General features: G+C 30.3%; 19 protein-coding genes, 2 tRNA genes, 2 rRNA genes and 1 riboswitch (1 of these 24 running past the window's edge). Of the genes, 18 read left to right on the top strand and 5 right to left on the bottom strand.

Going from position 1 to position 23,032, the window contains the following annotated elements; genetic code table 11:
- The first annotated feature begins 1 nt into the window (after nucleotide 1).
- Nucleotides 2–931 (top strand): ornithine carbamoyltransferase, encoded by a 930-nt coding sequence (locus ACTT9X_RS05695; RefSeq protein ID WP_440934677.1) that lies wholly within the window; start codon nucleotides 2–4, stop codon nucleotides 929–931.
- On the opposite strand, the gene ACTT9X_RS05690 is transcribed toward ACTT9X_RS05695, so the two are convergent.
- Nucleotides 923–1,462, bottom strand: coding sequence for a c-type cytochrome (locus ACTT9X_RS05690; RefSeq protein WP_440934676.1), 540 nt, complete (start codon nucleotides 1,460–1,462; stop codon nucleotides 923–925). The genes ACTT9X_RS05695 and ACTT9X_RS05690 overlap by 9 nt on opposite strands.
- A 114-nt stretch (nucleotides 1,463–1,576) precedes the next feature.
- Between ACTT9X_RS05690 and kdsB the strand changes: the two genes are divergently transcribed.
- The 5 genes from kdsB to recR all read left to right on the top strand — a co-directional run bounded on the left by kdsB (nucleotide 1,577) and on the right by recR (nucleotide 5,862).
- On the top strand, nucleotides 1,577–2,308 hold the full coding sequence (gene kdsB / locus ACTT9X_RS05685; RefSeq protein ID WP_440934675.1) for a 3-deoxy-manno-octulosonate cytidylyltransferase: 732 nt from the start codon (nucleotides 1,577–1,579) through the stop codon (nucleotides 2,306–2,308).
- The gene (locus ACTT9X_RS05680) at nucleotides 2,308–3,141 is read left to right on the top strand and encodes a prephenate dehydratase domain-containing protein (protein ID WP_440934674.1); all 834 of its coding nucleotides are present in this window, start codon (nucleotides 2,308–2,310) and stop codon (nucleotides 3,139–3,141) included. Before kdsB ends, ACTT9X_RS05680 begins: the two co-directional genes overlap by 1 nt.
- 140 nt (nucleotides 3,142–3,281) lie before the next feature.
- On the top strand, nucleotides 3,282–4,937 hold the full coding sequence (gene dnaX, locus ACTT9X_RS05675; RefSeq protein WP_440934673.1) for a DNA polymerase III subunit gamma/tau: 1,656 nt from the start codon (nucleotides 3,282–3,284) through the stop codon (nucleotides 4,935–4,937).
- The gene (locus ACTT9X_RS05670; RefSeq protein WP_440928203.1) at nucleotides 4,930–5,247 is read left to right on the top strand and encodes a YbaB/EbfC family nucleoid-associated protein; all 318 of its coding nucleotides are present in this window, start codon (nucleotides 4,930–4,932) and stop codon (nucleotides 5,245–5,247) included. The genes dnaX and ACTT9X_RS05670 overlap by 8 nt, the downstream gene beginning before the upstream one ends.
- 3 nt (nucleotides 5,248–5,250) lie before the next feature.
- Entirely contained in the window at nucleotides 5,251–5,862 is a 612-nt protein-coding gene (gene recR, locus ACTT9X_RS05665) for a recombination mediator RecR (RefSeq protein WP_440934672.1), read from the top strand.
- On the opposite strand, the gene ACTT9X_RS05660 is transcribed toward recR, so the two are convergent.
- Nucleotides 5,837–8,011, bottom strand: a complete 2,175-nt coding sequence (locus ACTT9X_RS05660) for a malate synthase G (RefSeq protein ID WP_440934671.1) — start codon at nucleotides 8,009–8,011, stop codon at nucleotides 5,837–5,839. The two genes, recR and ACTT9X_RS05660, sit on opposite strands and share 26 nt — an antisense overlap.
- A gap of 82 nt (nucleotides 8,012–8,093) precedes the next feature.
- Nucleotides 8,094–8,177, bottom strand: a riboswitch (glycine riboswitch).
- 101 nt (nucleotides 8,178–8,278) lie between these two features.
- Here ACTT9X_RS05660 and ACTT9X_RS05655 point away from each other — a divergent pair.
- The gene (locus ACTT9X_RS05655; protein WP_440934670.1) at nucleotides 8,279–9,373 is read left to right on the top strand and encodes an acetyl-CoA carboxylase carboxyltransferase subunit alpha; all 1,095 of its coding nucleotides are present in this window, start codon (nucleotides 8,279–8,281) and stop codon (nucleotides 9,371–9,373) included.
- Nucleotides 9,374–9,375: 2 nt separating this feature from the next.
- Here ACTT9X_RS05655 and secA read toward each other — a convergent pair whose 3' ends face one another.
- Complete coding sequence (gene secA, locus ACTT9X_RS05650; RefSeq protein WP_440934669.1) at nucleotides 9,376–11,922, bottom strand: preprotein translocase subunit SecA; 2,547 nt, start codon at nucleotides 11,920–11,922, stop codon at nucleotides 9,376–9,378.
- Between the two features lie 65 nt (nucleotides 11,923–11,987).
- Between secA and argJ the strand changes: the two genes are divergently transcribed.
- Together argJ and ACTT9X_RS05640 are read left to right on the top strand one after the other, a co-directional pair.
- Nucleotides 11,988–13,289 carry a bifunctional glutamate N-acetyltransferase/amino-acid acetyltransferase ArgJ gene (gene argJ, locus ACTT9X_RS05645; RefSeq protein WP_440934668.1) on the top strand — a complete coding sequence of 434 codons (1,302 nt, stop codon included), beginning with the start codon at nucleotides 11,988–11,990 and terminating at the stop codon, nucleotides 13,287–13,289.
- A 38-nt stretch (nucleotides 13,290–13,327) separates the two neighbouring features.
- Complete coding sequence (locus ACTT9X_RS05640) at nucleotides 13,328–13,756, top strand: DUF1178 family protein (protein WP_440934667.1); 429 nt, start codon at nucleotides 13,328–13,330, stop codon at nucleotides 13,754–13,756.
- Here the strand turns inward: ACTT9X_RS05640 and ubiG are convergent.
- A complete protein-coding gene (gene ubiG, locus ACTT9X_RS05635) occupies nucleotides 13,753–14,475 on the bottom strand; it encodes a bifunctional 2-polyprenyl-6-hydroxyphenol methylase/3-demethylubiquinol 3-O-methyltransferase UbiG (protein WP_440934666.1) in 723 nt (240 codons plus the stop codon). The genes ACTT9X_RS05640 and ubiG overlap by 4 nt on opposite strands.
- A 75-nt stretch (nucleotides 14,476–14,550) precedes the next feature.
- Between ubiG and ACTT9X_RS05630 the strand changes: the two genes are divergently transcribed.
- From ACTT9X_RS05630 to ACTT9X_RS05610, 5 genes are read left to right on the top strand one after another with little or no spacing between them, the layout of a single operon-like run.
- Nucleotides 14,551–15,771: an aspartate kinase gene (locus ACTT9X_RS05630; protein ID WP_440934665.1), complete on the top strand. Its 1,221-nt coding sequence runs from the start codon at nucleotides 14,551–14,553 to the stop codon at nucleotides 15,769–15,771.
- Nucleotides 15,768–16,862, top strand: a complete 1,095-nt coding sequence (gene ispG / locus ACTT9X_RS05625) for a flavodoxin-dependent (E)-4-hydroxy-3-methylbut-2-enyl-diphosphate synthase (protein WP_440934664.1) — start codon at nucleotides 15,768–15,770, stop codon at nucleotides 16,860–16,862. The genes ACTT9X_RS05630 and ispG overlap by 4 nt, the downstream gene beginning before the upstream one ends.
- Before the next feature lie 2 nt (nucleotides 16,863–16,864).
- On the top strand, nucleotides 16,865–17,938 hold the full coding sequence (gene prfA / locus ACTT9X_RS05620) for a peptide chain release factor 1 (protein WP_440934663.1): 1,074 nt from the start codon (nucleotides 16,865–16,867) through the stop codon (nucleotides 17,936–17,938).
- A 3-nt stretch (nucleotides 17,939–17,941) separates the two neighbouring features.
- On the top strand, nucleotides 17,942–18,784 hold the full coding sequence (gene prmC, locus ACTT9X_RS05615; RefSeq protein WP_440934662.1) for a peptide chain release factor N(5)-glutamine methyltransferase: 843 nt from the start codon (nucleotides 17,942–17,944) through the stop codon (nucleotides 18,782–18,784).
- A gap of 13 nt (nucleotides 18,785–18,797) precedes the next feature.
- Nucleotides 18,798–19,247, top strand: coding sequence for a DUF4167 domain-containing protein (locus tag ACTT9X_RS05610; protein ID WP_440934661.1), 450 nt, complete (start codon nucleotides 18,798–18,800; stop codon nucleotides 19,245–19,247).
- Here ACTT9X_RS05610 and ACTT9X_RS05605 read toward each other — a convergent pair.
- On the bottom strand, nucleotides 19,244–20,530 hold the full coding sequence (locus tag ACTT9X_RS05605; RefSeq protein ID WP_440934660.1) for a peptidoglycan DD-metalloendopeptidase family protein: 1,287 nt from the start codon (nucleotides 20,528–20,530) through the stop codon (nucleotides 19,244–19,246). The genes ACTT9X_RS05610 and ACTT9X_RS05605 overlap by 4 nt on opposite strands.
- Before the next feature lie 335 nt (nucleotides 20,531–20,865).
- Here ACTT9X_RS05605 and ACTT9X_RS05600 point away from each other — a divergent pair.
- The 4 genes from ACTT9X_RS05600 to ACTT9X_RS05585 all read left to right on the top strand — a co-directional run.
- A 16S ribosomal RNA gene (locus tag ACTT9X_RS05600) occupies nucleotides 20,866–22,340 on the top strand.
- 99 nt (nucleotides 22,341–22,439) lie between these two features.
- Nucleotides 22,440–22,516 (top strand) — tRNA-Ile (locus ACTT9X_RS05595).
- A gap of 12 nt (nucleotides 22,517–22,528) precedes the next feature.
- Nucleotides 22,529–22,604, top strand: a tRNA-Ala gene (locus ACTT9X_RS05590).
- 133 nt (nucleotides 22,605–22,737) lie between these two features.
- A 23S ribosomal RNA gene (locus ACTT9X_RS05585) occupies nucleotides 22,738–23,032 on the top strand; it runs 2,458 nt beyond the window's last position.
- The 16S and 23S rRNA genes sit together here with 2 tRNA genes alongside, the layout of an rRNA operon.

Below are 23,032 nucleotides of genomic sequence, written 5' to 3'. Positions count from 1 at the left end.
TATGAAACATTTCATCAATTTAAAAGATATACCCGCAAAAGATCTAAGAAAGATTATTATTGATGCTAAAAAAAGAAAAAATTTAAGAAAAAAACTTAGTACTTTAGAGGTTGATAAGGGTGCGCCCTTAAAAGGAAAGTTATTAATTCAAATGTTTGAAAAATCTAGTTTGCGAACAAGATTAAGCTTTTATTTAGCTATCAAACAATTAGGTGGTGGCACCTTGACTTTAAGATCTAATGAACTTCATTTAGGTCAAGGTGGAGAAAGTATTGCTGATACAGCTAAAATTCTTTCTACTTATGGTGATGGGTTTATGCTTAGAACCGATAGTGATAAAAAGGTTGAAAATTTTGAAAATTATTTATCAATACCCATCATCAATGGTTTAAGTCCCTCATCTCATCCAACGCAGGTTTTATCAGATGTTTTTACTGTTGAGGAAATAACGAAGAAACCTATATCTAAATTAAATATTTGTTGGATAGGTGACTCCAACAATGTTTTAGATAGTTTAATAGCAGCATCAGTAAAATTTTCTTTCAAGCTAAATATTGGTTGTCCAAAAAAATTTGAACCAGGAAAAGAAGTTAGAGATTGGGTCAAGAGGAATAATAAAAAAATTTATATTTATAATGATGCTAAAAAAGCAGTTGTAGGTGCAGATGTGATTTTTTCTGACAAAGTTATTTCTTTAAATGATAGAGTTAATAAGAAGAAAAAAATACAAGCATTTAAAAATTTTAAAATCAATAAAAAATTAATAAGTTATGCAAAAAAAAGTTGCATTTTTTTACACTGTTTGCCAAGAGGCGATGAGGTAAGTGATGATATTTTTTTAGGTAAAAAATCTCACGTATGGCAACAAGCACTCAATAGAGTTCACGTACAAAAAAGTATTTTATTATATTGTTTTGGAAAATTAAGGTAGCGGCAAAGGGCTGTCTGAATTCTCATTTAGATATTTTATTACAGAGGCTCTATCTTTTTCTTTTCTAAGACCTGCATATGCCATCTTTGTTCCCTTAATCCATTTTGCTGGTTTAATTAAAAATCCATTTAGTTCTTCAAAAGTCCATTCTTTATCATACGCTGCTAATGCTTTAGAATATTTATATTCTTCAACCGCTCCAACTTTTCTTCCCACAACATTATATAACGCTGGACCTATAGCATTCTTTCCTCCTTTAATAATTGAATGACAAGCAGCGCATTTTTTAAAAACTTTTTCACCATGAGCAATATCTCCCATTGCCATCAATGCTGATATATCAATCTTGTCTGTCGTCGTGCTTGAGCTGGTTGTGGATACAGTAGTGGCAGCTTCTACTTCAACTGAATAACCAGGCGTTTCAGGTTTCTCTACATGGAATATAACATCAGATAATTTTCCAATACCGATAAAAAGCAGGGCAACCATTAAAACTGCAGCAACTATTTTATTTATTTCGAAAGAATCCATTTTTTCTAAATTTTGTAGTGAACGTATAACACGATAAATTAAAAAAAAGCTAAAATTTAATGTATAAATTTGCCTCTATAGTTGTTTAACTAGTATAATAATTTGAAAAATATAATGAAAACTTTAGTAATTATACCCTCTAGAATGTCTGCGACTAGGCTTCCAGGTAAACCATTATTAAAAATAAATGGTTTATCAATTATATCACATGTGTCTAAAAAAGCTGGAGAAGCCAATATTGGAGACGTGATTGTAGCTACAGAGGATCAAGAAATTATTGATGATGTTAAAAGTAATGGTTTCAATGCTATTTTAACCAGCAATAAACATAAGACAGGAACAGATAGAATTTACGAAGCACTTAAAAAATCAAATGTTAGAGATGTTGATTTTATTATGAATTTGCAAGGTGATGAACCAGCAATCGATATTGATGACATCAAAAGTTTGAATGACAAAATGGTAAAAAATAATTCTAATTTAGGAACTCTTGCCGCAAAAATAAAAGATAATAAAAACTTTAAGAATGAAAATATTGTTAAGGTCATTACTAAAAATAGCCTAGAAAGTGATCATTTTCCAAAGGCTGTATCATTTTCAAGAAAATCTGAGCAAGTAGAAAATATTTATCACCATATTGGAATTTATTGTTATTCAAAAGATTGTCTAGAAAAGTTTGTTCACTTGGATCAATCCAAAAACGAAATAGAAAATAGACTAGAGCAGTTAAGAGCATTAGATAATAATATTGATATCAATGTTTCACTTGCTATGTCATCTCCAATAGGAGTGGATACAGAAGAAGATTATCTAGCCTTAAAAAAAATAATGGAATATAAGAATTGATGAGTAAAATTTATTTTCAGGGAACCTTTGGTGCGTATTCTCATTTAGCAGCGCTTTCTATTGATCCTAAAGCTGAGATTTTGCCATGTAAAACTTTTGATGAGTGTTTTAACAAAGCATCCGAAGAGCCAGATAGCAGAATTATAATTCCAGAATCAAATAGGATTACTGGTAATATTGGAATTGAATATTTAATATTTAAACATAGGCTAAATATTTATAAAGAGCATTTTCAAAAAATTGAACACAACTTGTTAGGACAGACTGGTGCAAAATTAAATGATATCAAAGAAGTATACTCACATGCTCAAGGATTGTCTCAGTGTTCAAAATTTATAAAAGAAAATAATTTAGCAGAACATATTAGAGCAGATACTGCTGGATCAGCTGAAATGATTTCTAAAACAAAAGATATCAAACAATCTGCGATAGCATCTTCCTTAAGTGCTGAAATTTATGGCTTGGAAGTAATTAAAAAAAATATAGAAAACGAAAGTGGAAATTTGACAAGGTTTTTAGTTATGGGGAAAAATATTTCACAACCAGAATTTAAAGACAAAACTTATATAACCTCTTTTTTATTTAAACTGAAAAGTAAGCCAGCTGCTCTCTATCAATCACTAGGAGGTTTTGCTATTAATGGTGTAAATTTAACAAAACTACAAAGCTATCCAGAAAAAAATAGTTTTGATTCTTATTTTTTCTTATGTGATTTAGATGGACATATTGAAGATTTAAAAGTTCAAAAATCTCTTGAAGAGCTAGGCCTACATTGTGAGGATTTTCACGTTCTAGGTGTTTTTGAAGCTGATAGTTTGAGACAAAATAAATAAGATTCTTTTCTTGTAGATTAGAAATTTTAACTGCTATAATAGATTTGGAGGCTAGAGGTGGATGCTGCTTGAACCCGACCAGATCTTAACGGAAGCAGTCGTAGAGACAGTTATTCAGGTTCTAGTCTCCTTATAGATATATGAATAATAACTCAAAAGTATTAGCATTAAAATACAGACCACAAACCTTTGATGATCTTATTGGTCAAGAAGTTGTTGCGGAAACTATTACTAATTCCATTAAAGCTGACAAAATACCTAATGCATATTTGTTCACTGGAATAAGGGGAATAGGAAAAACCACAACAGCAAGAATTGTTGCAAAAGCACTTAATTGTTCAAATGGTATCGATAATTTATGTAAAGAAAACTTTTGTGAAAGTTGTAAATCTATAAGTGAGTCTAGTCATATAGATGTGCTTGAAATGGATGCAGCAAGCAAAACAGGAGTAGACGACGTAAGAGATTTAATCGAATTTTCAAGATACGGGCCGACCTCCGCTAAATACAAAATCTTCATTATTGATGAAGTTCATATGTTAAGTAAACAAGCATTTAATGCTTTATTAAAAACTTTAGAGGAACCACCAGAATATCTAAAATTTATTTTTGCAACTACAGAAATTAAAAAAATTCCAATTACAGTAGTATCTAGATGTCAAAGATTTGATCTATCTAGAATTAAATCCTCAGAATTATTGGAGTTTATTAAAAAAATTAAGGACAGGGAAAATGGAAAAATAAGCGATGATGCTTTAAAGCTTATAGTAAAAATTTCCGAGGGTTCTGTTAGAGATTCTTTATCGTTGCTCGATAGAGCACTATTAAGTTTGGATGAAGGAAAGGAATTAGACCTAAATTCAGCTCAGAAAATTTTTGGGTATTTTGATAAATCTCAATTAATCGATTTGTTTGAGTTAATTTTAAAAGGTGATGAAACAAAAGTAATAAGTATTTATAGAAAAATTTATGACCAAGGTGTTGAACCAAAGGTTTTTATTAATGATTTCTTAGAGTTACTTTACTACTTTAAAAATATTAATTCTTTAACTTTAGAAAGTACAAACTTTTCATTAAATGATGAAGAATTTTCTAAAATTAAAAATTTATCAAATCAAATAGACTCAGATGTATTAATATTATTTTGGCAATTCGCCATCTCTTCTCTTGAAGAGATAGATATAGTTTCTAATCAACACCTTTCAATTGAGATGTTTTTAATAAGACTAATGCATTTAAGTTCTGTAAAATCTGAAAATAAAATTGAAAATGTTGAGGTTCACTTGAAGAGTGAAAATATTGTAAAGAACACAGAAACTGAATTAACTTCTAAAACAATAAACCAAATTAAGAATGTTGCACAGGAAGAAAAAATCAAACCAGAAGTTCAGACAGAAATTAAAGCAGAAAATAAAATTAATATAAATGTATTTGAGGATTTAATTGAAATTTGTTCAAAAAAAAAAGAGAACAAACTTAAATACGAGTTAGAAAAAAATGTTAACCTTGTAAAATTTGAAAAAAATAGAATTGAAATATCTTTTAATGAAAGTTTAGATAAAGATTTTGTAAAAGATTTATCATCAAAGCTTTTTGAATGGACTGGTGAAAGATGGATTATTACGTTTAGTAAATTAAAAGGGCAAATTTCAGTAAAAGATAAAGAAAAAAATGTAAAAAAAAAGTTAATGGATGAAATGAAAAATTCAGAAATATTTAAAAGTGTGATGGATAAATTTCCTGATGCCGAATTAATAGATGTAAATTCAAAAAAAGATGGAGTTGATAATGACTGATTTTAGTAAAATTTTAGATAAAGCAAAAGAACTTGAGGCAAAAATGAAAGAAAGCCAACAAAAGATTAAAGAAATTAAAGTTGAAGGAGTTTCGGGCTCTAATTCTGTAAAGATAACTTTGGATGGAGAGGGAGAGATGCAAACAATAAAGTTATCTGATGAAATTATGAAAGAGGACAAAACCATAATTGAAGATTTAATTGTTGCAGCACATAATAGTGCTAAATCTCAACTTAAATCAAAAACAACTGAGGAAATTTCAAAAGCGACTGGAGGTTTTGGAATTCCTGGTTTTAAATGGCCTTTATAATAGATGCGAAACATCAGTGAGATAGAAGAATTAATTAAATTAATTTCAAAACTTCCAGGCTTAGGTCCCAAATCAGCAAAAAGAATTGTTTTAAAATTAATAAATAATCGTGACGAACTTGTAAAACCTATGGCAAATACATTGGCACAAGTTTATAAAAATGTAGTTAGATGCAATTCATGTGGTGCATTAAAGTCAAATTCAAATGGATGCCTAAATTGTGAGAATACAAAAGAAAAATATAATAAAATCTGCGTAGTAGAGGATATTGCGGACCAATGGTCGATTGAAAATTCAAATATCTTTCAGGGCTATTTTCATATCTTAGGAGGGACAATTTCTTCAGTTGGCCAAAGAAAAGAAGATTTATTAATTAATTCATTAGTTGAAAGAGTTAATAGAGATAAAATCGAAGAGGTAATTCTTGCAACTAGTGCAACCGTTGAAGGTCAAACAACTGCATATTATATTCAGGATAGTTTAAAAAACTTGAATGTTAAGATTACTAAATTAGCACAAGGATTACCTGTTGGCGGAGAAATTGAAAGTTTAGATGATGGAACTTTATTTTCTGCTTTTAAAAATAGATCTAATTTGGTTTCGAACTCAGATTAGATTTTTTTTTCAATCTATTTAAATGAAGTAACGGTTCAGTATAACCTGAAGGTTGCTCTTTACCTTTAAATACTAAATCACATGCAGTTTGAAATGCTATTGAGTTTTCATAATCGCTGCTCATTTTAACATATAGCGGATCATCTTTGTTCTGATCATCTACTATTTTGGCCATTTCTTTCATTATTTCAGTTACTTGTATTTTTGTAGTAATTCCATGATGAATCCAGTTGGCTATATGTTGTGAAGAAATTCTTAGTGTTGCTCTATCTTCCATCAAGCCTATATTGTTAATATCGGGCACTTTTGAACAACCTACACCCTGATCGACCCATCTTACAACATACCCTAATAAAGTTTGTGCAGAATTAGAAATTTCTTTGTTTATATCTTCTACAGACCAATTAGGTCTATCTGCTATTGGGATGGTTAAAAGATCATCAAGCTTAGCTGGTTCTCTATCTTTTAATTTTTTTTGTTCATTAAAAATATTTATTTCATGGTAATGCAAAGCATGTAATGCAGCTGCAGTCGGAGAAGGTACCCATGCGCAGTTTGCTCCTGCTTTTAAGTGTCCCGTTTTTTGCTCCATCATATCTTTCATTTTATCTGGCATTGCCCACATTCCTTTTCCAATTTGAGCTTTACCAGAAAATCCACAACTTAAACCAATATCAACATTGTTGTTTTCGTAAGCAGTAATCCACTTAGATGATTTCATATCACCTTTTTTAATCATAGGACCAGCCTCCATTGATGTATGCATTTCATCACCAGTTCTGTCCAAGAAACCAGTATTAATAAAAAAAACTCTATTTTTAAGACTTCTAATACATTCTTTTAAATTTGACGATGTTCTTCTCTCTTCATCCATAATACCGATCTTACAAGTATACTTAGGTAAATTTAAAACTTCCTCAACTTTAGAAAAAATTAAATCTGTAAATGCTGTCTCATCTGGACCATGCATTTTAGGCTTTACAATATAAATTGATCCAGTTCTTGAATTATTTTTGTTTTTAATATCATGTAGTGCAGCTGCTGTAGTTATAAATGCATCCATTATACCTTCAGGTATTTCACTTCCATCACTTAATAAAATTGATGGGTTAGTCATTAGATGACCAACGTTTCTTACCAGCAAAAGGCTTCTACCATGTAACTTTAAACCTTTGCCATCTTTTGAGATATAACTTCTGTGTGGATTTAATTTTCTCTCAAATAATTTCCCTTCTTTTTCAAATTTGGACTTAAGGTCTCCTTTCATTAGACCTAGCCAATTTCGATAACAAATAATTTTATCTTCTGAATCAACTGCTGCTACACTATCTTCATTATCACAAATGGTTGATACTGCAGATTCAAGTATAATGTCGCTAATACCTGCATGATCTTGTTGAGCAGCAAAAGCTCTTGAGTCTTTTAGAATTTCAATATGTAAGTTATTGTTTTTTAGAATAACTGCAGATGGATTGTCACTTTCACCCCTGTGGCCAACAAATTTATTTTCATCTTCCAAATCAAAAATATCAGCACCTTTTAAAACTTTCAATTTACCATATTTCACTGCAAAACTTGTAATTTTATTCCAACTTAATCCAGCTAATGGAAAGTATTTATCTAAAAAATCTCTACCATATTTTATTACCATTTCACCTCTTAAAGGGTCATACCGTTCAGATACGCTGTCTTCAGACTGTTCAATTACATCTGTACCATAAAGACTATCATACAAACTCATCCATCTTGCATTTGCAGCATTTAATGCATACCTCGCATTCATGACAGGTACAACTAACTGAGGTCCAGCTATACTCGCAATTTCTTCATCAACATTTTTAGTTTCGATTTTGAAATCAGGTCCTTCATTTTTTAAATATCCAATTTCTAATAAAAATTTTTTATACTCATCTAAATTAAATTCCTTACCTTTATTTTTGATATGCCAATCGTCTATTTTTTTTTGCAATTCTTCTCTAAATTTAATTAATTCTTTATTTTTTGGTGCAAGCTCATCGAGGGTTTTTTCTAGACCTAACCAAAAATTTTCTGAAGATATACTCGTATTCTTTAATAATTCATCATTTACAAAGTTTGATAGTTTCTCAGATACTTGAAGATTATTAATTTTAATATATTTTTCTTGCATAGCACTAAATTTCGTACCCCATCTGTATTTTTGCCTGAGAGCTTTACTCCTTCGGCGGAAATTATTCTCTTTCCAGAGTGTTATGCTTTAATCGGTCCTTTTGCCTGAGAGTTTCCGGGGTGGTTGCTCCTTCGGCGCTATAAATAGTCTCTCCCGATAATGAATTTGTATCTGTTAAATGATTTAAGTCAATTAATAAGAATTACACCTTATTTAATATCATTTTATTGCCTTTTTTGTATTTTAACCATCCGTTATAAATAAAATATGAAAAATTATCTAAATTTTGAAACAGAAATTAAAGATCTAGAACACGAGCTAGAAAAATTGAAAGATCCTTACAATCAAGAGGGATTATCAGAAGTTGATACTCAAAAAATTTCAAGCACTCAAATAGAAATAGATGAAAAATTAAAAAATATTTACTCCAATCTAGATCCTTGGCAGACCACTATGGTTGCTCGTCACGAAGATAGACCTAAAGCAAAATTTTTTATTGATAATTTGTTTGATGATTTTATCTCCCTATCTGGAGATAGATATTATGGAGAGGATAAATCGGTTTTAACTGGATTTGCAAAATTTAATGGAAAATCAGTTTTAGTGATAGGCCAAGAAAAAGGAGAAGACTTAGATAGCAGAATAGAAAGAAATTTTGGAATGATGAGGCCAGAAGGTTATAGAAAAACTATAAGATTAATGAACCTAGCAAACAAATTTAATATTCCCATAATTTCTTTTATTGACACTCCAGGAGCATATCCAGGTGTAGGAGCTGAAGAACGAGGACAAGCTGAAGCAATTGCAAAATCAATCGAGTGCTGTATGGAGCTTAAAGTTCCAACAATCGCAATAATTATAGGTGAGGGTGGTTCTGGTGGAGCAATAGCATTAGCTTCATCAAATAAAGTTCTTATGTTAGAAAATGCAATTTATTCAGTAATTTCCCCTGAGGGATGTGCAACAATTTTATGGAGAGATCCAAAAAAAATGCTTGATGCTGCGAAAGCTATGAAACTTTCAGCTAAAGATTTATTAAAATTAAAAGTTATTGATGAAATAATTGAAGAACCTTTAGGTGGTGCGCACAGAGATAGAGATATCATATTAAATAACGTGAGAGAAACTTTAACTAAAAATTTAAATTATTTTGATGAATTCTCTTCAGAAGAAATAATGAATGAGAGAAAAAATAAATTTCTTAAAATTGGAAGAAATGATGGTTTTATGACTAGCACTGAGGATTTAAGTACATTAACTATTAAGAAAAATAATTTTGATGAAATTTTAAAATCAAAAAAAATATTATCAGCTGTTGCTGGTGGATTAATTTTAATTTCTTTAATTCTGTTATTTATTTAAATTTATAAAGCACCGTGACAATGCTTGAATTTTTTTCCAGATCCACAAAAACATGGTTCATTTCTTCCCATTTTTTTATTGTTTGAAATTTGTTTAGAAATATCTTTTTGATTGTTTTCATTTTCCTGGCTTGGTTCAAGAACAACCTTTAAGTTCATTAAAATAGTTACATAATCTAATTTTAATTTTTCTAAAAGATTTGAAAATAATTCAAATGCTTCTTTTTTATATTCAACTAATGGATCTCTTTGACCATAAGATCTTAGACCTATGACTTGTCTTAATTGCTCTAAATATTGAATATGCGATTTCCAATTTAGATCTATTGATTGAAGAAAAATTCTTTTTTCAATTTCTTTGGCATGATCTTCACCTAAAAGTTTAATCCGTTCCTTTCTAGTTTCTTGAAATTTGTTGGAAATCTTTTCTCTGAAATCTTTATCTTTTGCTTCAATTAGATCCTTAAATTCAGTTTCTTCAAAGCTTTTTCCAACTATTTGTTTAGTTTTATTATAAAATTCATTACTTTTAGGATTGGATAATTTTGAAATTTTTAACCTAGTTAAATTTTCAGATATTTCTTTTAAAAATTCATCCGAATAATCAAAAATATTTTCACTATTCATCGCATTTTTTCTTTGTGAAAATACAACATGCCTTTGATCATTAAGAACATTATCAAATTTTATAAGTGTTTTTCTTATATCAAAATTTCTGGCTTCCACTTTTTGTTGAGCTCTTTCTAATGCTTTATTAATCCATGGATGATCAATACTTTCACCATCTTTAAGTCCAAGTTTTTCAAGCATACTATTCATCGACTCTGATCCAAAAATTCTCATTAAATCATCCTCAAGACTAACGTAAAATACCGAACTACCTTCATCTCCCTGTCTTCCAGATCTTCCTCTAGCCTGATTATCCACCCTTCTAGACTCCATTCTCTCTGTGCCAATAACAAATAAGCCACCTAAAGATTTAATTTTGTCTTTATTTATTTTAAGTTGATCCTCTGGAATAGAACCTTTTTTACCACCAAGTTGAATATCAACTCCTCTTCCAGATATACTTGTCGTAATAATTAATGAATTTTCTTTTCCAGCATTTGCAATTATCTCGGCTTCATTTTCATGGTTTTTTGCGTTTAACACAACGTGTTTAATATTTTTTTGATTTAATAAATTTGAATAAACTTCAGATTTATTAATACTCGAAGTAAATACCAAAATAGGCTGACCTAATTTGTTTCTTTCAATTATTTTTTCAACGATAGCATCATTCTTCTCTTTTTCTGTTCTAAAAATTAAATCATTAAAATCTTTTCTTATCATTTCTTTGTTCGTTGGAATAACAACAACTGGAAGATTGTAAATTTCAAAAAACTCTTCAGATTCTGTAGCAGCTGTACCAGTACAACCTGATATTTTTTTATAAAGTTTAAAATAATTTTGATAAGTAATTGAAGCTAAAGTTTGATTTTCAGCCTGTACTTGAATTTTTTCTTTAGCTTCTAATGCTTGATGCAAACCATCTCCAAAACGTCTACCTTCTAATATTCTTCCAGTTAGTTCGTCAATAATTTTAAGACTTCCATCTTTAACAATATAGTCTCTACCTTTTTCAAATAAATGATTTGCTCTTAATGCTTGATTAACATGATGAACTAAGTGTAAATTTTCTGGATCATAAAAATTATTATTTTTTAAAATTCCCGCGTTAGAAAAAAGTTTTTCTACATTATTAATTCCATCATTTGTTAATAATATACTTTTTTCTTTTTCATCTATTTCAAAATCTTTATTATTTAAGATTCTAATTAGTTTATCGATTGCTAAATATTGAGCTGTTTTGTCTTCAGCTGCACCAGAAATTATCAAAGGTGTTCTCGCTTCATCAATTAAACATGAATCTATTTCATCTACTATTGAAAAATTATGATCTCTCTGAACCATTTGCTCTTCAGAAAATTTCATATTGTCTCTTAGGTAATCAAAACCTAATTCACTATTAGTTGCATAAGTAATGTCACATTTATAGTTTTTCTTTCGTTCAGTATCGTCTTGATAGTTGTTAATAAAACCAGATGTAAGACCTAGAAAATTATAAATTTGTCCCATTTCAATCGAGTCTCTTTTTGCAAGATAATCATTTACAGTTACTATATGAACACCTCTACCGCTTAATGCATTTAAATAGGCAGCAAGTGTTATGGTTAAAGTTTTTCCTTCTCCAGTTCTCATTTCAGCAATTTTACCCTGATGCAATGCTACACCTCCGATTAACTGAACGTCAAAATGTCTTTCATTTCTTGTCCTATTAGCAGCCTCCCTAACTAAAGCAAAAGCTTCTGGAAGCAAATCATCTAAAGATTTTCCATTTTTTATTTTATTTTTAAATTCGTTTGTTTTTTTTGGAAAGTCAGCATCATTTAGATTTTTAAAATTTTCCTCATGTAAGTTTATTTTTTCAACAATTTTACCAATTCTATCTAGTTCTTTTTGATTACTAGATTTGATAAATTTTGTTATTAAATTTAATGGGTTAAACATTACTATTTGATTTATTCTTTAATTATATTGTTTAATATATGTATTAAATAAATAATTTAAACAATATGGGAATTAATTTAACAAATTTTTTATCATCTCAATCAAAAAATACTAAAATGATTGATTTTCAAGACCTTGATCATCTAGATGGTCTTTCAATTTCGGTTGTTTCAGCAAATTTATATAAAGATATCAGAGATGATTTAACCATGTTTTATTTTAGAGAAGGTGCAAATTATGCTTCTGTTTATACACAGTCAAAAATAGTGTCTGAAAATATAAAATGGAATATTAATCAAAGACCAAAAAAAATATATTCTCTAATTGTTAACACAAGAAATGCTAATGCTTTTACTGGGAAGCAAGGGTATGAAAGTTTAAAAAAAATAGCAGATTTAACTGCAAAACAATTAAATAAAAAACAACAGGAAGACGAGGAATATCCTAGGAAGATTTCTTTAAAAAATATAATTTTTGGTTGCACAGGTACAATTGGAGAAATTTTTCCATATGAAAAGATTTCTAATAATATTCCAAATTTAATAAAAAAAATTAATTATACTCAAAATAAATTTATATGGATGAAGGCAGCACTTGCAATCATGACCACCGATACAAAGCCAAAATTAGCTATGGAGGAATGTCATATAGGAAATGAAAAAGTAAAAATATATGGAATTGCAAAAGGTTCAGGAATGATACACCCAAATATGGCCACAACGCTTGCGTATATATTTACAGATGCAACTTTATCTAATGACATTTTAGGAAAGTTATTAAAAAAAAATATTACCAATACATTTAATGCTATTTCTTGTGATGGGGATACTAGCACTAATGATATGACAACTATTTTTGCAACCAATGAAGTAAAAAATTCTCTAGTTAAAAATATTAATGAAAATAAAATTAAAAATTTTGATAAAGCTTTAAATAATGTTCTTTTGAATTTGGCGAAAAGAGTTGTTTCAGATGGCGAGGGAGCATCAAAATTCATAACAATAAATGTTAGCAAATGTAAAAATGAGACAGATGCAAGAAAATTTGCTTTTTCAGTTGCAAATTCCTCATTAGTGAAAACTGCAATTGCTGGTGAAGATCCAAATTGGGGACGGGTTATAATGGCAATCGGGAAAGCTGGGCCTAAGATCAATTTAAATAAATTATTAATTAAGTTCGGAAATATAACAATAGTAGAAGGTGGAAAATTAAATCAAAGTTACGATGAAGAACAAACAGCAAATTACATGAAATCTGAAAACATAGAGATAAATATTGAAATTTTTACAGGAAAGAAAAATTTTACAGCTTTTACAATGGATTTAACGAAAAAATATATTGAAATTAATGCAGATTATAGAAGTTAACTTATTGAAAATATAAATTGTATGATTAATTAATAATAATGATCAAATATAAACTTTTTTGCAAAGAATGTGATTTAAAATTTGATAGCTGGTTTGCATCTTCAAATGAGTATGAAAGATTAAAAAAGAAAAAACTTTTGAACTGCCACAATTGTAATTCAGTAAAAGTTGAAAAAACAATTATGTCACCTCGGCTAATAAGTCATAAATCAAAAGCTGATGAAAAAATAAACTTAGAAAAATATAATAAAGTAAAAAAAACTATAAAAGATTATCAAAAATTTATTAAAGATAATTTTAATTATGTTGGTGATAATTTTGCTTATGAAGCGAGATCGATTCATTATAATGATAAAAAAAAATCAAAGGGTATTTACGGTACAGCGTCAAAGGAAGATTTAAAAGAATTAAAAGAAGAGGGTATAGATGCTCAAATGATCCCTTGGATAGATGAAAATGAAAATTAGTTTTTAATAAACTTGGCAATATAGTTTACAGATAAATCTCTAGAAATACTCCATTCGTTCTTAATAACATTAAAATTCATACCCTCTAATTTATTGAGAGATAAATCGTATTTCATTAAAATTTTTTTAAGATCACCTGGTTTAACAAATTTTTCCCATTCATGTGTTCCTATTGGAAGCCATCTCAACACATACTCTGCTCCCACAATTGCAAAAACATAAGATTTCAAAGTTTTATTTATTGTTGCAATAAACATTAGTCCATTTTTTTTTAAAAGCTTTGAGCACGACTTTAGAAAAAAATCTATATCCTCTACATGTTCAACAATTTCCATATTTAAAATAACGTCAAATTTTTTTGTAATTTTAAGATTTTCAGGTGATGAACATAAATAATTAATTTTTAGTTTATTTTTTTTTGAATGAATTTTAGCAATTTTTATATTTTTATCAGATGCATCTATACCTGTTACATTTGCTCCCATTCTTGACATTGGTTCAGATAGCAATCCTCCACCACATCCAATATCTAAAATACTTATTCCTGATAAAGGTCTGAATTTATTTTTTAATTTGAAATTATTAATAATATTTTCCTTTATATATTTTATTCTTGTTGGATTAAATTTATGAAGTGGTTTGAATTTACCCTCTGGATCCCACCATTCATCAGCCATTTTAGAAAATTTATCTATTTCTTTTTTATTTACGCTAGTCATTGTGATATATAGTTGACATAATAATTTAGATGTATTTTATCCATTATTTATTAAATATTAATAATTAAAGCTAGCATGAAAACTATCGTATTAAAATTTGGTGGAACATCTGTAGGAACTATAGATAGAATTAAAAACGTATGCAAAATTATTGCTTTTTACAAAAATAAAAAAAACAAGGTAGCAGTAGTTTCATCGGCAATGAGTGGTGTGACAAATGAGTTAGTTAATAAATCCAACCTAATAAGTAGCAATTTTGATAGAGCAGAATATGATGCATTAGTCTCGACTGGAGAACAAGCTTCATGCGCACTTATTGCTGGTAGACTAAAACATAATGGGTTTAAATCTAGATCTTGGACATCATGGCAATTACCTATTTTAACAGATGGTCCTCATTCAAGTGCAAGGATTAGTTCAATAGGTATTAGAGAGCTAAACAGATATATGAATTCAGGTGGAATACCTATAATCACAGGATTTCAGGGTGTAAGTAAAGATTCAAGAATAACAACAATCGGAAGAAGCGGATCTGATGCAACTGCAATTATGCTTGCAAAATTTATTAAAGCTGATGAGTGTATAATATATACTGATGTAGATGGAGTTTATACTACTGATCCAAGACAGTATAAAAAAGCAAAAAAAATCAAAAAAATTTTTTATGACGAAATGTTAGAAATGGCATCTCTAGGTTCAAAAGTAATGCATCCTACATCTGTTCAGGATGCAAAGTTGAATAAGATTGATGTTAAAGTAAAATCTTCATTTGTATCAAAATCTGGTACCTTAATAACAAATTCTAAAAAAGCCTTTAGTGACCAAATTATTACTGGAATTTCATCAACAAAAAATGATGCTAAAATTACAATAATAGGAGTAAAAGATAGACCTGGTGTTGCCGCTTCTATTTTTAAACCACTATCAAAAAATCTTATCAATGTAGATATGGTGGTTCAAAATATATCTTTAGATGGAAAAGAGACAGATCTTACATTTACTATAAAAGCTGATGATTTAAAAAAAACAGAAAAATTAATTAAACAGAATAAAAAAATATCTTTTAAAAAATTATCTTTTGATAAAGGTGTTTCAAAAGTTTCAATCATTGGTGTTGGCATGATAACAACTCCAGGTATAACATTTAGAATGTTCCAGGCACTAGCCTCAAAAAAAATTAATATTTTGGTTATTTCTACCTCAGAAATAAAAATTTCAGTTCTAGTTTCTGTTAAGCATGTTAAAAGAGCAATAGCTGCTTTACATAAAGAATTTAAATTAGATAAATTAAAATGAGTTTACGACCATTTAGAGATATTAAAAGAAGAAAAACAAAAGTAATAAATGTTGGAAAAGTAAAGATTGGAGGCGATAATCCAATCTCTGTTCAATCAATGACGAATACTTTAACTACAGATGTTAAAGCAACCATTAAACAAATTAATGATATAACTGAGGAAGGTGCTGATATTGTAAGAGTGTCCTGTCCTGATAAGGATTCTTCCAAAGCATTAAAAGAAATAATAAAACATGTATCAATCCCAGTAGTAGCAGATATACATTTTCATTATAAAAGGGCTATTGAGGCAGCAGAAAATGGAGCTAGCTGCTTAAGAATTAATCCAGGAAATATCGGAGATGAAACAAAGATACATGAGGTGTTGAGGGCTGCAAAGAATAATAATTGTTCAATAAGAATCGGAGTAAATGCAGGTTCTCTGGAAAAAGATATTTTAGAGGAATTTAAAGAACCTTGTCCAGAGGCATTAGTTAAAAGCGCTTTAAGAAATATAAAAATTTTAGAAGATAAAGATTTTTTTAATTTTAAGATAAGTGTCAAATCATCAGATGTATTTCTCTCGATAGCAGCATACAGACAATTATCTAAAGTTATAGATTATCCTTTACACCTTGGAATCACAGAGGCAGGAAGCTTTGTTTCTGGGAGCATTAAATCATCTATTGGTCTTGGTAGTTTATTAATGGATGGAATTGGAGATACTATTAGAATTTCTTTATCTGACAACCCAACTCAAGAGGTGAAAATTGGTAATGAGATATTAAAATCACTCAATCTAAGAAATAGAGGAGTAAAGATCATTTCTTGCCCTTCTTGTGCAAGACAAGCATTTCAGGTGATTGATACTGTTAAAATTTTAGAAGAGAAATTATCTCATATAAAAACACCAATTACGCTATCGATTATTGGCTGTGTCGTTAATGGACCGGGAGAAGCTGCAATGACCGATATAGGAATTACTGGTGGGGGAAAAGGCAATAATATGCTCTATTTATCTGGAGTTCAGAAAGAAAAAGTTTTGACAGATGATATTATTAATAAAGTTGTCAATGAAGTAGAGAAAAGAGCATCTGAATTAGAAAATTAATTATGATACCCCTAAATACAGTTGAAGAATTAATTACGAGACATTCCTCTATAGAAAAAGAATTATCCACTGGTGGATTAGAAAACAAATTATTTGCTGAAAAATCAAAAGAATATTCAGACTTAAATGAAATTATTGAAAGTGCCAAAGATTATATTTCTTTTCATGCTGAAAAAAAAGAATTAGAAAAAATATTAAATGACAGTTCAGCGGATGAAGAGTTAAAAAAAATGGCAGATTTAGAACTGATAGATTTAGAGAAAAAATATGAGTATAATGAAAAAAAACTTAAATTATTTTTGTTACCAAAAGATGAAGCAGATAAAAAAAATGCTATCATTGAAATAAGAGCTGGAACTGGTGGTTTAGAAGCAAGTTTATTCGCATCAGATTTATTTAAAATGTATGAAAAAGTTAGTCATAAAAAGAAATGGTCTTTAGAATTAATTTCAATATCAAAAAGTGATGCGGGAGGTTTAAAGGAAGTTATAGCGTCTATAAAAGGAAGTAATATTTATTCAACATTAAAATATGAAAGTGGAGTTCATAGAGTTCAAAGAGTTCCGGACACAGAAACGCAGGGAAGAGTTCATACATCCGCAGCAACTGTTGCTGTATTACCAGAAGCAGAGGAGGTGGATTTAAAAATTAATGATACTGATCTAAGAATAGATGTATTTAGAGCAGGAGGGCCAGGAGGACAATCGGTAAATACAACAGATAGTGCAGTTAGAATTACTCATATTCCAACAGGTTTATCAGTGTCTCAACAAGATGAAAAATCGCAGCACAAAAATAAAGCCAAAGGAATGAAAATTTTGAGAGCACGACTTTATGAACTTGAAAGATCAAGAATAGACCAAGAAAGATCTAAAGATCGTAAAACAAAAATTGGTACTGGGGATAGATCTGAAAGAATAAGAACTTATAATTTTCCCCAAGGAAGAGTGACAGATCATAGAATAAACCTAACATTACATAAACTAGATGAATTTTTAGAAGGTGAGGCTTTTGATGAAATGATTGAGTCTTTAACTTTACAAGCGCAAGAAGAAAGCCTTAATAATTTGAGATAATCTATGAATATTAATTTTGCTATAAATCAAGGTTCAAAAATTTTGAAAAATAAATTAATACCTAACTCTCAATTAGACTCTGAAATTTTAATGGCAAAAACAATTAATAAAGACAGAAATTATATTTTATTAAATTCCGATTATTATCTTACTAAAAATGATTTAATAAATTTCTATAGATTAATAGAGCAGAGATCATTAGGAAAACCTGTTGCATATTTGGTCAAAAAGAAATTTTTTTGGAATTCTGAATTTTTTGTAACAAATAGTACATTAATTCCTCGACCTGAGACTGAGCTTATTGTTGAAAATGTATTACAGGTAACAAAATCTAGTAATAAAATAAATATTTTGGATGTAGGAATTGGCTCAGGATGTATTCTTTTATCAATCTTAAAAGAGCGAGAAAATTTTTATGGGACAGGCATAGATGTTAGTAAAAAATGTTTAAATATAAGTAAAATTAATGCAGTTAATCTTGATGTAACCTCAAGATTAAAATTATATAAATCAAATGTTGACAAATTCAATTTAGGTAAATATGATTTAATTGTTTCCAATCCTCCTTATATTAAAAAATCTGATATAAAATATTTGGAAAAAGATGTTGCAAAGTTTGAGCCAAGATTAGCATTGGATGGTGGATTAGATGGATTATCAGAAATTAGGAAGGTAATTAAAAAAGCACCTAAACTGATAAAAAAAAAAGGTAAGTTTATTTTAGAGATCGGATTTGATCAAAAAAATAAAGTAGTTAATTTATTAAAAAAAGAAGGTTTTTATATAAATAGTACCCACAAGGATCTTGCAAATAATGATCGTTGTATAGTTTGTACAAAAATATAATCAAAAATTAATTATGGTAACATTTAGAAATAACAGCAATAACACTAGAAGAAACAATTTTAGAAGGAATGATAGAAATTACAAATCTAACAACGAAAGACAAAAATTTAGCTCTAATTTTTCAAATAATGAAAACTTCAAAAGAAAGTCACCAGGGCGAAACAATCATAATGCCCCTAAATTAATTGAAAAATATAATGATTTAGCCAGAGAAGCCTTATCTAATGGTGATAAAATATTATCAGAGAATTATATGCAACATGCTGATCATTTTACCAGAATTTTAAATGAAAGAGAGAGTTATAAAAAAGAAAAATTCTCTGAAAATAAATTAGAAAATACAGATAATTCTTCTAATCAAATTAATATAGAAGATAATGTAACCAAAAAAAATTTAAGCGATAATACCAAAGAAGAAACTGAAATAGATCAGGCATCAAAAAACCAGGTAGAGATAAACTAGTTTAACCCAATAATTTTTTCTGATTTTAAGACCTCAATTTTAATTTTTTCTGTTTCAAACAATTTTCTTTCCTTACCTTTCAAGATTTTGCCCGAAGGTAACTTTAATTTTTGTGAGTTAACTTTTTTACCATTGACGATTACTTCATAATGGAGATGTGGACCAGTGGACTTTCCAGTTGATCCAACATATCCAATAGTTTGACCTTGTTTAACTCTAACACCAGGTTTAATTCCTCTAGCAAATTTGGACATATGGGCATATACAGTTTGATATGTTGAATTATGTTTAATTTTTACACAATTGCCTCCACCTCCACACCATCCTGCTTTTTTAACTATTCCGTCACCTGAGGCCATTATTGGTGTTCCCATTGGAGCCGCAAAATCTGTACCTCTATGCATTTTGTTAAATCCATCTATAGGATGTTTTCTCATGCCAAAGGGAGAAGATAGTCTTGCCCCATTGATTGGTGTTTTCATTAATGCTTTTTTAACACTTTTACCATTTTTATCGTAATGTCCTTCACTTCCATCTTTATCAAAATAATATAAACTATTATCTTGTCCACTAAGTTTTAAATTTGCAAAAAGTATTTCACCAGTTTCTATAAATTCGTTTTTTTCGTTAAAGAATACTTCATATAAAATTTGATATTTATCTTGCTTTCTGATGTCTCTTTGAAAGTCAACTTGAAATCCATATATACCTGCAAATTCAATTATTATATTTGGAGGAATTTTTTCATCACTTGCAGCTTTATAAAGACTTTGTAAAATAATATTTTCTTTGTAAACATTTTTTTTATTTAATTCTATTGATAATATTTCTTCACTGAAACTATCGTTATCAATATTTCTTTTTAAACTTATTTTTTGTGTGTTGGAAATTTGAAAAGTAAATTCTTTAATTTTATCATTTGATTTATCTAAATTAAATTGAATTATCTGTTTTGTATTTAAATTATTTATATTTATTTTTTTCTGAAGTGATTTCTTAATTTTATTTATTTCTACTTTATTTATAGAATAATTTTCTAAAATTTTATTAAAAGTTTCTCCTTGTTTTACTCTATGCTTTATTCTTTCATACTTAGGCTCAAGATTTTTGATAATGTGATTTAAACTTTTTTTGAGATAAACATTATCGATCAAATTATTTAAAGTTTCATTTTTTTTATTTTTTTCAAAATTATAATAAGTTGTGAAAATTGATGATATAACGATTAAAAAAAGTAAAACTTTAAATTCAATCTTGTGTTTAGGCTTAATTCTTTTAAACATGTTATTTTTGTTGGCTTTCAATTATTAGTTTAGAGATATACAAAAATCAAAAAAAACCCGTTAAATAGCTCGTTTTTTGATGAATTTTTTATCCTATAATGCTTGATTTCCTACAATTTTAGCCTATAAGCACTGAACTTTCTCAATAAAATTATTGTTATACAATAAAAAAGTGAGGATTATTGAGCTCTTTTGCTCAATTAGCTATTTAAAAAGTAAAGATTTAAGAAGAGAAGTGTGGACGGTTAAGGTTACCAAAAATTTGTCGTACACACTTCAATCACATATAAACTTTATTCTTAGAGTTTATATGGAAGCTAGTGTGCGCCGTTTTTAAACTTGAGAGTTTGATCATGGCTCAGAACGTACGCTGGCGGCACGCCTAACACATGCAAGTCGAACGAAGTAGCAATACTTAGTGGCAGACGGGTGAGTAACATGTAGGTATCTGCCCTTTGGCCTGGAATAACACGAGGAAACTTGTGCTAATACCGGATAAGTCTTTACGGAGAAAGCTTTATGCACCATTGGATGAGCCTGCACTTGATTAGTTTGTTGGTGGGGTAATGGCCTACCAAGACTGTGATCAATAGCTGATTTGAGAGGATGATCAGCCACATTGGGACTGAGACACGGCCCAAACTCCTACGGGAGGCAGCAGTGGGGAATCTTGCACAATGGAGGAAACTCTGATGCAGCGATGCCGCGTGAGTGAAGAAGGCCCTTGGGTTGTAAAGCTCTTTCGTCGGGGAAGAAAATGACTGTACCCGAATAAGAAGGTCCGGCTAACTTCGTGCCAGCAGCCGCGGTAATACGAAGGGACCTAGCGTAGTTCGGAATTACTGGGCTTAAAGAGTTCGTAGGTGGTTGAAAAAGTTGGTGGTGAAATCCCAGAGCTTAACTCTGGAACTGCCATCAAAACTTTTCAGCTAGAGTATGATAGAGGAAAGCAGAATTTCTAGTGTAGAGGTGAAATTCGTAGATATTAGAAAGAATACCAATTGCGAAGGCAGCTTTCTGGATCATTACTGACACTGAGGAACGAAAGCATGGGTAGCGAAGAGGATTAGATACCCTCGTAGTCCATGCCGTAAACGATGTGTGTTAGACGTTGGAAATTTATTTTCAGTGTCGCAGCGAAAGCGATAAACACACCGCCTGGGGAGTACGACCGCAAGGTTAAAACTCAAATGAATTGACGGGGACCCGCACAAGTAGTGGAGCATGTGGTTTAATTCGAAGATACGCGCAGAACCTTACCAACACTTGACATGTTCGTCGCGACTTTAAGAGATTAAAGTTTTCGGTTCGGCCGGACGAAACACAGGTGCTGCATGGCTGTCGTCAGCTCGTGTCGTGAGATGTTGGGTTAAGTCCCGCAACGAGCGCAACCCTCACTTTTAGTTGCCATCATTAAGTTGGGCACTCTGAAAGAACTGCCAGTGATAAGCTGGAGGAAGGTGGGGATGACGTCAAGTCCTCATGGCCCTTACGTGTTGGGCTACACACGTGCTACAATGGTATCTACAACAGGAAGCAAAACTGCGAAGTTAAGCAAATCCTTAAAAGATACCTCAGTTCGGATTGCACTCTGCAACTCGAGTGCATGAAGCTGGAATTACTAGTAATCGTGGATCAGCGTGCCACGGTGAATGCGTTCCCGGGTCTTGTACACACCGCCCGTCACACCATGGGAGTTGGTTCTACCTTAAGGCAAGGTTTAAAACCCTTGACCACGGTATAGTCAGCGACTGGGGTGAAGTCGTAACAAGGTAGCCGTAGGGGAACCTGCGGCTGGATTACCTCCTTTCTAAGGATGAATGAAAAATAAAATTTCATTCTAAATAATATACAGGTTAATGTTGACCGTCCTCATTTCTCTTCTTAAAGTAGTGTTTCTCTTGCATGGGGGCCGGTAGCTCAGTTGGTTAGAGCACACCCTTGATAAGGGTGGGGTCGAAAGTTCGAGTCTTTCTCGGCCCACCAAATTAAGATCATGGGGGATTAGCTCAGCTGGGAGAGCGCCTGATTTGCATTCAGGAGGTCAGCGGTTCGATCCCGCTATCCTCCACCAGAACACTTAGCTATATTAAATTGTAAATATCAAAAATAATTAATATCAATATCTATATCCGAACATTAGTAATGTTATTAGCTAATGTTCAAAATAAAAATTTGATTCAACACAGAATTTTTTTCTGTGCATAAATCAAGCGTTTAAGGGCGTGTAGTGGATGCCTTGGCACTGAAAGCCGATGAAGGACGTGATATACTGCGATAAGTTTCGGGGAGCTGTATGTAAGTTTTGATCCGAAAATTTCCGAATGGGGAAACCCACCACTTTATGTGGTACTTTAAACTGAATACATAGGTTTAAAGAGACAACCTGGAGAACTGAAACATCTAAGTAACCAGAGGAAAAGAAATCAATTGAGATTCCGTTAGTAGTGGCGAGCGAACGCGGACTAGGCCAGCAGTTTTGTTAAAAAAATTTGAATAGTT

Source organism: Candidatus Pelagibacter sp. (assembly GCF_052049855.1).
Taxonomy (GTDB): Bacteria; Pseudomonadota; Alphaproteobacteria; order Pelagibacterales; family Pelagibacteraceae; genus Pelagibacter.
The sequence above is the reverse complement of the archived record's forward strand: the minus strand, read 5'-3'. Positions and strand labels throughout refer to the sequence as shown.

Coding starts and splice junctions, on each gene's coding strand:
- ACTT9X_RS05695 (WP_440934677.1), top strand. CDS start 2: ATGAAACATTTCATCAATTTAAAAGATATACCCGCAAAAGATCTAAGA.
- ACTT9X_RS05690 (WP_440934676.1), bottom strand. CDS start 1,462: ATGGATTCTTTCGAAATAAATAAAATAGTTGCTGCAGTTTTAATGGTT.
- kdsB (WP_440934675.1), top strand. CDS start 1,577: ATGAAAACTTTAGTAATTATACCCTCTAGAATGTCTGCGACTAGGCTT.
- ACTT9X_RS05680 (WP_440934674.1), top strand. CDS start 2,308: ATGAGTAAAATTTATTTTCAGGGAACCTTTGGTGCGTATTCTCATTTA.
- dnaX (WP_440934673.1), top strand. CDS start 3,282: ATGAATAATAACTCAAAAGTATTAGCATTAAAATACAGACCACAAACC.
- ACTT9X_RS05670 (WP_440928203.1), top strand. CDS start 4,930: ATGACTGATTTTAGTAAAATTTTAGATAAAGCAAAAGAACTTGAGGCA.
- recR (WP_440934672.1), top strand. CDS start 5,251: ATGCGAAACATCAGTGAGATAGAAGAATTAATTAAATTAATTTCAAAA.
- ACTT9X_RS05660 (WP_440934671.1), bottom strand. CDS start 8,011: ATGCAAGAAAAATATATTAAAATTAATAATCTTCAAGTATCTGAGAAA.
- ACTT9X_RS05655 (WP_440934670.1), top strand. CDS start 8,279: ATGAAAAATTATCTAAATTTTGAAACAGAAATTAAAGATCTAGAACAC.
- secA (WP_440934669.1), bottom strand. CDS start 11,922: ATGTTTAACCCATTAAATTTAATAACAAAATTTATCAAATCTAGTAAT.
- argJ (WP_440934668.1), top strand. CDS start 11,988: ATGGGAATTAATTTAACAAATTTTTTATCATCTCAATCAAAAAATACT.
- ACTT9X_RS05640 (WP_440934667.1), top strand. CDS start 13,328: ATGATCAAATATAAACTTTTTTGCAAAGAATGTGATTTAAAATTTGAT.
- ubiG (WP_440934666.1), bottom strand. CDS start 14,475: ATGACTAGCGTAAATAAAAAAGAAATAGATAAATTTTCTAAAATGGCT.
- ACTT9X_RS05630 (WP_440934665.1), top strand. CDS start 14,551: ATGAAAACTATCGTATTAAAATTTGGTGGAACATCTGTAGGAACTATA.
- ispG (WP_440934664.1), top strand. CDS start 15,768: ATGAGTTTACGACCATTTAGAGATATTAAAAGAAGAAAAACAAAAGTA.
- prfA (WP_440934663.1), top strand. CDS start 16,865: ATGATACCCCTAAATACAGTTGAAGAATTAATTACGAGACATTCCTCT.
- prmC (WP_440934662.1), top strand. CDS start 17,942: ATGAATATTAATTTTGCTATAAATCAAGGTTCAAAAATTTTGAAAAAT.
- ACTT9X_RS05610 (WP_440934661.1), top strand. CDS start 18,798: ATGGTAACATTTAGAAATAACAGCAATAACACTAGAAGAAACAATTTT.
- ACTT9X_RS05605 (WP_440934660.1), bottom strand. CDS start 20,530: ATGTTTAAAAGAATTAAGCCTAAACACAAGATTGAATTTAAAGTTTTA.